The 9,225-nt window shown below is 62.3% G+C and carries 8 protein-coding genes; 6 read left to right on the forward strand and 2 right to left on the reverse strand.

The features are described from left to right. Positions 1-252, forward strand: a 252-nt coding sequence (locus ACFYWM_RS44425) for a tetratricopeptide repeat protein (protein WP_389927849.1), incomplete at its 5' end; no start/stop codon positions are given. 170 nt (positions 253-422) lie between these two features. After that, positions 423-773: an HAD family hydrolase gene (locus tag ACFYWM_RS44430; protein ID WP_389927852.1), complete on the forward strand. Its 351-nt coding sequence runs from the start codon at positions 423-425 to the stop codon at positions 771-773. Between the two features lie 272 nt (positions 774-1,045). Here the strand turns inward: ACFYWM_RS44430 and ACFYWM_RS44435 are convergent, their stop codons facing one another. Then, on the reverse strand, positions 1,046-2,245 hold the full coding sequence (locus ACFYWM_RS44435) for an HNH endonuclease (RefSeq protein WP_389927855.1): 1,200 nt from the start codon (positions 2,243-2,245) through the stop codon (positions 1,046-1,048). An 863-nt stretch (positions 2,246-3,108) separates the two neighbouring features. Here ACFYWM_RS44435 and ACFYWM_RS44440 point away from each other — a divergent pair. From ACFYWM_RS44440 to ACFYWM_RS44455, 4 genes are all read left to right on the forward strand, one after another. After that, positions 3,109-5,103 (forward strand): hypothetical protein, encoded by a 1,995-nt coding sequence (locus ACFYWM_RS44440; RefSeq protein WP_389927858.1) that lies wholly within the window; start codon positions 3,109-3,111, stop codon positions 5,101-5,103. After that, on the forward strand, positions 5,103-5,468 hold the full coding sequence (locus tag ACFYWM_RS44445; protein WP_389927861.1) for a hypothetical protein: 366 nt from the start codon (positions 5,103-5,105) through the stop codon (positions 5,466-5,468). Before ACFYWM_RS44440 ends, ACFYWM_RS44445 begins: the two co-directional genes overlap by 1 nt. A 434-nt stretch (positions 5,469-5,902) precedes the next feature. Beyond that, positions 5,903-6,868 carry an HNH endonuclease gene (locus tag ACFYWM_RS44450; protein ID WP_389927863.1) on the forward strand — a complete coding sequence of 322 codons (966 nt, stop codon included), beginning with the start codon at positions 5,903-5,905 and terminating at the stop codon, positions 6,866-6,868. An 86-nt stretch (positions 6,869-6,954) separates the two neighbouring features. Beyond that, complete coding sequence (locus tag ACFYWM_RS44455) at positions 6,955-8,064, forward strand: NaeI family type II restriction endonuclease (protein ID WP_389927866.1); 1,110 nt, start codon at positions 6,955-6,957, stop codon at positions 8,062-8,064. A gap of 283 nt (positions 8,065-8,347) precedes the next feature. On the opposite strand, the gene ACFYWM_RS44460 is transcribed toward ACFYWM_RS44455, so the two are convergent. After that, a complete protein-coding gene (locus ACFYWM_RS44460) occupies positions 8,348-8,917 on the reverse strand; it encodes a hypothetical protein (RefSeq protein WP_389927869.1) in 570 nt (189 codons plus the stop codon). Positions 8,918-9,225: the final 308 nt, after the last annotated feature.

The following is a 9,225-nucleotide window of genomic DNA, read 5'->3' on the forward strand; positions in this document are numbered from 1 at the left end:
GGTGAGGTCTCCACGCGCCATGGTGATGGCCTACCAGCACGGCAGAGCACCGCGCATACGAATCCTTCTGATCTCAACCCCGTACAGGCCCTAGGGCGGTTGGAGGAGGCCGAGGCTGAGCATCGGGCGGTGCTGGAGATCAGCCGTCGGGTGCTGGGTGAGGAGCACCCGCACACGCTGTTCAGCCGAGGCAATCTGGCGGGTGTGCTGAGGGATCTGGGGCGGTTGGAGGAATCCCAGGTATTGGAGTGATTTGTAGCTCGTACGGCAGCCGGATACAGCAACACCGCCTCACACGATCACATGCCACCAGACCGCATCTGCCATGTGACCAGGGCGAGGAGCCCTATACGTCGTGGCTGGCTCCTGTTTGCAAACAGGCGCTCAAGCTTGTGGCGATGCCGTACCTAGGATGAATCGTTGTGCAACGACTCGCGCTCTTCGACCTGGACAACACCCTCATCAACCTGGACGAGGCGTTCCAGGCCTGGGCTGGGGAGTTCGCCGACGAGTACGGCCTTGAGCACGAGGCGGTTGACTGGTTACTCGCTCTCGACCAGGCGGGTTATCCGCATCGTGAGGTCTTCTTCGCCAAGGTTTGCGACCACTTCGCCCTCACCGAGTCGGTCGAGGAGCTGTGGAGCCGCTACCGCAAGCGCATGCCGTACCTGGTGTGTTGTCGGCCCGAGGTGATGGACGGCCTGGCTCGACTGCGTGCGTCAGGGTGGAAGGTGGCCATCGTCACCAACTGTCCATCGAGGAGGTCAGCCTGAGAAACAACGCTCCGGAAAACCACAGCCCCGAGGGCACAACGAGGACACACCGCACCGAGAAGCAGGCCGAAACGACGACAGAGGACTAGGAACAAACCAGCAGTTCAGAGCCATGATTACGACGTCCTCATAGGTCACCCCCTGACCGCTTTCAATTCAACAACTACTGTTTGAGCAGCGGCAGCCAGTTGGTCGACTGGCGCAAGCAACATAGTGATCCTGCAAGCACACGGCGACAGGCTGCTTGGGTGGGGTTTCCCTCCGCGTTTTCTTCACTCGGCCGTCAGAGAAAGCATGCCCGCCTGCTTTTGATGTGCCGCACCTGCCGCGGCACGGAAGGTCTCGTTGAGCTGCTTGTGATTTCGCCCACGGGTCACGCGATCATGGCAGTTAGCGCACAGAGCGATCATCGTGTCCGGGTGGTCCCGGCCACTCTGGGCGTGCTCGTCAATGTGGTGGACCTGCAGGAGCGGCTCCCCTTTGTCCGTGACATCGTGGGTATAGCCGGAATCGAGGCAGGACGGGTTCTCGCACTGCGAGCCCGCCCGGATGAGGACAGCCTGACGTGCCGGGGACAACCGAACCCGCCGCTCTCCTTGCGTGTCGACGCGGCGATGGCTGCGCCCGGAGCGCTCTGCCTCCTCGGCCTGCCGGCACAGGTCCAGGTATCGTCCCGGTGCCTGGGTTGCCATTTCCTGCAGCACTTTCAAAACCGTTTGGGAGCGCTCCGCGGCCGACGCTGCCCGAGATGGGTGCTTGAGCAACATGAGGCGATGCCGGTCAGTGTTCCACCGGCCGCGGTAGCGGGAGTAAGCCAGTTGCGCGCACTCGAATGTGGAACGGCCCAAAATGTCGAGAATGCCGAAGTGATCGATCGTTAGGACGCTGTTTTCGAGGCAGTCGCCCCAAACGTGGTACTCGAGCTCGCAGTAGAGCACGCTGTAGACGTGGCTGCGGCCGAAGGACACCACCCGGCGTCCGGCCAGCAGGTCCTGGAACTCCTGGCGGAGTTTACGGAAAGTCGGTGCGTCCTCCACCAGGCGGGGATTTAGGCCAGCCGTGGCCAGTTCCTTGGTGGGAAGGGGGTCCCAGATCGGATTGACGAGTGTGTCCATCAGCAGGTCGCCGTCGGCTGTGCGGACAGCGATCTCGCACAGCGCCGCCCGGTGGTTCGGGCTAGTGAGACCGTCAAACGTTCCGACGGTGCTGACCTCCAGGATGAGCATGCGCGGGTCATCGAGAACCGCATGTGCCCATGCCGCCGCTTCCCGGCGGTCCTCGATCCGCTCATCGACCGAGGGCGGCTGGGTTAGCGGCTGCGCATGCCCGTCCGAATATAGGGACGTGCATGGGTAGGTGAAGTCAAGTCGGCCGCCGGTGTGCGATCCGACTGTTTCTTCCCACCACTTCCCGTCCTTCTCCTCGTCGAATCTCCGCCGACGCCGACGCCACATGGCCCAGTCGATCGCCACCCGTTCCCTGTCCAGCAACGCTGGGCCCACCTGCATAGCGTCCGGCCGAAGCGTGTTGCGCGGGCGTAGACCCCGGCTGGCCAGCTGGGTAGCGGTGGCTAGGTCGGCGGGAGTTGCGGGCCAGCGGTCAAAGCCGGAACCCTTTCCCGGGTTATCCGGCCAGGTATCGATGTCCGCCCCGTAGACCGGAATATCAAACCCCGCCGGGATCCCCCACCTCAGCAGGCGCATCAATGCCGCACCCAGTCGTGGCATGGGGATGCAGGAGCGCAAGATGCTGGTAAGGGTAGGGGCGCAGCTCTCCGGACACGGCCATCAAAACTCATCTACCGACTATCTCTGGAAAGCGGAGGGCGCAGGACGTTTTCACGCATTAGAGGCGAGTTATGGATCTTCGAGACAGAGCTCGTACCAGACCAGACTGGCTAGCTCGGTGAGCCGGTCCTTCTGATGTCCCTCTGGTCTTGTGGAGGCGGGTTCTTGAATCGGACCTTGCATCCTCCGTCGTCTTGGAGGAAGCGGACCACGCATGAGATCCGGCCCATAGCATTGCCGCCTCAGATCTCATCTCACTTTAGCTTGACTTTTCCGTTTCTTTACGTACCGTTGACCCTGACGTAGGAGCACACGTCACTCTGCAACCTTGGACAGGCGCCGACCTGAACGGGGACGGGAGAGGCCCGAAAAAGCGCCGTAGAGCGCTGAGGCCGACCCAGCGGAGTGCAGATGTGACTCCAACGCTCCCTGCTCACGGGCCAGATCCGTGAGATAGGGAAGCGAGGGCCGGTTCGGCGTCTCCGGTTCCCGCGTGTTTCTCCGCGGGAGAGGTTCCCGCGGTGCTGGGAGCCGAGGAGGCAACCACAGTGTCATCGAACATCATGTCTCCGAGTCCGGACACGCTTACCAAGCCGATCAGGCTGGTCCCGCCCATCCCGGATTCGGCCGACCACCGGGCCCTTCGCGCCGCTCTGAAGAAGCACGGCATGAGCGACCATGCCGCCGGCGCCATCTCCACGATCTGGACCAATCCCAAGGCGGTCCTGCCCCAGGTCAGTAATCCGCAGCGGCGGAGGATCCCCGGCGCGTACCAGCTGGTGATCTCGGGCGAGGTTTACACGGCGAGGCTGGTGCCGGACCCGTACAACCCGCGTAACGCTGACCAGGTCGAGTTCGCGCTGGCGGAGACCGAGGATGCCCCTCCTGCCGCGCTTGCGACCGCGACCGAACACGGCGTCGGCGAGATGGCGGTCCAGGTCGCGAGTCCTGAGGTGCTCACCAGGCAGCTCGCGTGGGCTGTCCAGACGACGCGTAACCGCAACACCCCCAACCCCAGCATTGCGGAGCAGGGGATCATGGATCCCCCGATCGGTGTAGCGACGACGTTCTTCTTCGAGGACAACCAGGCCGCGCCGATGACCTTTCCCGTGGTGAGGGAAGGCTCCTCCCGTGTTAGCCACGGCCACTGGCATCTCAACGTCGGCGCCGATGAGGTGCTCTATCAGCTGCCGCGTGGCGCGAGCGGCATGGAAAGCCACATCGCCAGGCTTAACGGTTACGCTGACAAGCCTGCCGATGAAATCGAGCCGACGGAACAGGCAGCGGTGCGGTGCGCGGTCACCGAGTTCGAACTGATCATCGGGGTAGAGCCCGACGTCCCGGGAGCAGTTGACCTGTCTCTGGCGATCAAGGCGAGGGTCGCCCAGGATCACCTCAACCCGAAGACCCGGTGGAGCACAGAGTCCAAGAACACTTCGCTCGCCGAGGAGTGCCTGCTTTCCGTGCGGAAAGCAGGCGTCATCGGGTCTGATGAGGAGAAGTGGCTCGGCGGTCACCTGACGCGTGACGAGGCTTCCCAGCTCAAGATTCCGCCGTACGGGGACGACCGGGCTGCGTGGGTCATCCACATGTTCACCACGAATGAGAAGGCGACGCACGACGCGATCCGGGCGCCGATCGCCCTGGTACTGACGGGCGACGAGGATGCTCCTGCCCGTAGGCGGGCGGTCCGCGTGGAGGGGAACACCAAGCTGCCCCTGGGCATCGAAGTGATCGCCCGCGAACTGCATGGTGCCCCCCTCTTCCCGGAGCCGAAGGTTACCCAGTTCCGCAAGTTGCTCAAGGAAGCACTGCCCCGCAACCTCAGCACCCGTGGGCCCTGGAAGCGGACCAAGCGGACTCCTCAGGCTCTTTTCGAAGCCGCGTCCAAAGAACTGGCCGACGGCCTTCCTGGCGGCCCCGCCGGAACTGAACTGTGGGTACGAGCGGCCTATGTGCTCTGCAAGCACGGGATGATCACCGGACCACGTCACGACCAGGGGCCTGAGAGTGACCGGCGTCCTGCGGGTGAGGTCCTTGAGGCTCTGCTGAAGACGGAGGCCGGGCTCCGGCATCTGCGGCAGATCCTGGAGGACGACCGCGTCGGCCTGCGACCCCGGCGGGTCAATGAGCAGGGGCAGCCTCTGAAGACCGCCACGGGCGCCGACGCCGTGATCAGCAACGACTTCCTGCGTGACAAGCTCGCCCCCAAGGACGGCGTGGTGGAGGACCCGATCTCGCCGGAGGCTGGAGCCCACAAGCGCTTCAAGGTGGCCATGGAGAACGTGCAGAAGAGCATCCGCCAACTGGAGGACAGCATGCGGAACCTCGCCGGCATCCGCGTGCCGGGCGACGAGATTCCCCTGGTGGAACAGACCGGTAAGCCGGACATCCTGCTCCTGCGGGAAGACCTTAAGAGGATGGAGGGAACCGCCGATGCTTGGCTGATCGCCGTCATGGAGGCTCAGGGCGGCAACCTGGGCTACGAGGAAGAGGAAGACCTGTTCGACGAGAGCTACACCTCTGACAGGGAGGACAGCTGATGAAGCGCATGGTGTACATGGCACTCGCCGACATCGCGGGGCCGCGCCTGCTTCGCAGGACGCCTCTGTCGGTACGACCGGCCCCGGAGCAGCTGCCGGACCTGTCATGTGCGGTCTACGCTGCCGAGGACGAGGACGGCCAGATCTGCTACGTCGGTTCTGTCTACCGTCCAGGGGATCCCCGAGGTCTTGCTACCCACATTGGGGAGTACCTGCGGGAGGATCCTCGGACCAGCAAGTGGAGCAAGCTCTACGTCCTGCCCATCAAGCCGGGCACCCCCAAGGTGGACGTACGGCGTTTGGGCGGGAAGGTCGCCGGGTGGCTCCTGCCGTATGACCGGGAGCGCTGGCCTCAGGCGAGCTAAACCCGGACCCGGATGAATCAGAGGAGGTGAGCCGACCACGGCTCACCTCCTCCATGCACCCTGGCTCATTCTCCCTGTTCAGGACGCTCCTTGTGTTGACCATCCGGAACAAGTTGTTGACCTGCTCAGCAACCATCTGCCGGGTCGTATCGGTGACGTGTTGATAGCGGCGGGCTTTCTCTGAGTGACAACGACCCCGGATAGGGCCGGACGTCGGTGGTAAAGATCCTCGGTGATCTCTGATAACAATTCTTAGCTATATGGTCTACATGGTTAAGAAGGCCACTCAAAAGCTGGTATGTGGCACCCCATTTGTTGCGACCGTTGCTCGGTCAGGCGTAGGTCGCCTTGGTCGTGGTCGGTGCCGTATACCCCACGCTGGCGGCGGCCTCGAGGTTGTGCGCGCCTACCGCGAACCATGTCAAACTGGCGCCATGTCCGGAGACCAAGCCCTCACAAAGCTCCGCACCCTCACTGACAGTCATCGGCGACGTCTTGCCTGGTTCGTTGACCACGCGGATGAGGTCGCCTCCTTCCCAGGCCGGCTGGACGACGGATCCTTCCTGGTGTCCGCGCCGAAGGGGATTTACAAGCCGGCAGACCTTGAGTATGCGCTAAGCGTCCGGATCAACCGTCAAAGCCCTTACCCAGACGGTGCGGTCCGGAGAAGAGAAGACGGCAGCTGGTTCTTCAACTATCACCAGGAAGGCCTCTCTCCGGCCCAGCGCGACCGGGAATACACCAACAGAGGGCTGATGGCCTGCCTGCGGGACGCCGTCCCCGTGGGAGTACTCGTCGAGATGCCGCGCAAGAATGGCCGCAGTCAATACCTCGTCCGCGGCCTAGCTCACCCGGTTGCATGGGAGGATGGTTACTTCTTCTTCGAAAGCGTTACCGGCCCTGACCGGCCACGCGGCAATACCCCCGCCGAGGTCCTCATCCGCGATGCCGAAGAGTCTGTAGTCAAGCAAGACGCCCCGCCAGATGACGACTACGACGCCCGCCGACGGGTCTACCGTGAGATCGTCATGCGCCGCGGGCAGCGTGGCTTCCGCCAGGAGCTATTGAGGGCGTATGGCTGTTCATGCGCCGTCACTGGTTGTTCGGTGGAGGACGTTCTTGAAGCTGCGCATCTGCGTCCCTACCGGGGGCCAGCTTCCAACACCGTGACCAACGGGCTGCTGTTGCGGGCTGACATCCATACTCTGCTCGACCTTCAGTTGCTGGCGGTCAGCCCCGAGTCAAGGACCATTCGTGTCTCTAAGTCGCTCCAGCAGACGGAGTACGCCGATCTGAGTGGCAGTCGTCTCAGGGAACCTGCGCAGCCGGCGTGGCGCCCGACGGACGAGGTTCTGCACTCCCTGTGGAGTGCTTTCTGCGAGGCCGAGGCGTTGAGGTAGCCGCGCCTTGAGGCGGCTTGCCAACTGCTGTCGATGCTGACTAACGGGATCCGATCCAAAAATACGAGGACCTGAAGAAGGAACGAATGTCACGTAGATATAACTCAGCCTCGCAGACTCTGCCCGGTCCTCCGTCGCGCGGGGCGGACCCGGAGCTGGACATCGCCTTCGATTTCTTCGCGCCAGATGTGACTAGGCAGATGGGTGCAATCATTAGACAGGGGACCGATGAGGTAATTGCTACGCCGCGGACGCGCCGCTGGACACTTGACCAGTGCAACGACCAGGAGAAAGGCTACCTCGGGGTAAACATCGAGAATATCGTGCGCGGTAAGTTCAATCTCGATGAAGGTGCCGCTGGCATGGATTTCGATGTCCAATCCGTCGACGTTGACTGCAAATGGTCTCGCAACTTCGGAGGCTGGCAAATCCCGCCCGAGGCGGTGGGGCACATCTGTCTGCTGGTGCATGGTGATGATATCACCGGAGAGATGGCGGTCGGCCTTCTCCGCATCAGGGACGAGATCCTTGTGGGCGGTAACCGCGACTCTAAACGCACAATCCAGAGTCCCGGTGGCATAAGTGAAATCCGCTGGCTTGTGGCGCCTGGGACACCGATCCCCGAAAACTTCCTAATGAGCCTCCGCAAGCAGGACCGTGATGCTATCCTCGCGCCACGCGGCGGTGATGCGCGTGCCATGGAACTCTTCACGCGTTGCGAAGGAATGATCATATATCGACACACCATCGAGTCCATCGGGCAACAGCTCGACGAGGCTCGTAGATTCCGTGGGGAAACCCGCAAAAAGCTGCTTGAGAAGGGATTCGAGGTTCTCAACGGCCATTGGACGGCAGACCGGCGGCGTGCGATGGAGCTGGGCGACATCACGCTCACTAATCGCACTCAATGGATCTGTCTGCGGATTGATGGCTCAACACCCGCGCGGAGAGCAGCTCTTGAGCCAGCGAGAATTGCTGAGTCCATCGCATATCGGAAAGCGTTTAGCGATCAGATCGCCGCTGAGCGCCGGGCGCGGAAGCAGGCGCGGAAGGCGGCGAAGGCAGCGAAGGCTGTCGCCGTACAGATGAACCTCTTGGATGAAATTCCGCCCGACAACGAGGCGACGTATGCAACGCCCGCGGTCACACAGGCTGAGAGCATTGCCGTTGAGGCAGGTGACCGGCTCATCCGCTAGTTGTGCCCGCAACGGCGCCACTCGACTACGATCAGTCTAGGAGCGGTAACAACTCAACTGCCGAGACTGGAGTTGACCCGGTTTGGTGGACGCCTGATTTCTGAGGAACCCTGGTTCCCGGAAGGAGTTCACCAAACCAGGTCAACTCCAAACGATGGCACGCTTACATACCTGTGGTATTCCATAATCTGCTGCGTTCAGGACCCTGTACCGCAGCACATAGTTACTGAGATCACCTCACCACTCCATGGTCAATAGCCCATAGCTACCCCTTGCCGAGGCGTCAGCTCCTGAGGGCTCCTTCGGTCTCATCTCGATGCCAGCGCCGATGCCCACGCGAGTTCAAAAAGCCGGCTAGCTGAAGAGCTTCCGTGATCCGATTGACATGAATTTCTTGATCAGCGCGACGCAAGCCCGCTACAAACGCGCACGCGCTGTCATAGGTCAGGTCCCCCAACAGCTCACTCCGTGTGACGGCCGACCGAGTCGCGAAGTTAAGGACATCGGAATTCTTGATGAACTGGGAGTACGCCTTCTGCACTGCCTCGTTAAGCGCTTGGCGCCCATGGCGGTAGGCATCCTCTCCGTGCTTCGTCATGCGCCTGGCCATGACACGCTGATTCATTCGCTGAACGTGCTTCAGGATGGTTTCCAGATCTGGATCCGAGCTCAAGCGCCGCCCCTCCCGCCGAAAGCCAAGGTCTCCAATGGTGAAGCTGCCAGCGTCGTAATCGAAACCCGGCAGTGGCTCCTCGCCTCGATGCATGACGAACCCTCTCTCCTCCGCAAGGTACGAGATGACGATCGCCTGGTGGACGGGATCTGATCCGAGGTTGTCGATTTGCTCCAACATGGCGCCTCCGAGCATTAGTTGAGCGCGGGCAAGGCAGCCGACAAGGGCGGGGCGCTCATGTGGCGGACCTTCGAGATCCCTGGGGTGCTCGAGACCGACGGCAGCGATCCATCTGCGTGTTCGGTGCCGTACACGTGGCATGTAGCGCTTGGTAAGTGCCTCTCGCCCAGCGTTTCCCCACGTGGAGTGGTCCCGTAGGTCGAACGGATCCGCCGGTTGCGTCCACGGAGGTGGTGTACGAGTTTCCCTAGGTAGCAGGCGTGGCGCCGTGAAATGAGGACGGCCATCGCGTGATCCTTCGAGTGCGA

This window comes from Streptosporangium sp. NPDC002721 (assembly GCF_042888905.1).
Lineage (GTDB): Bacteria > Actinomycetota > Actinomycetes > Streptosporangiales > Streptosporangiaceae > Streptosporangium.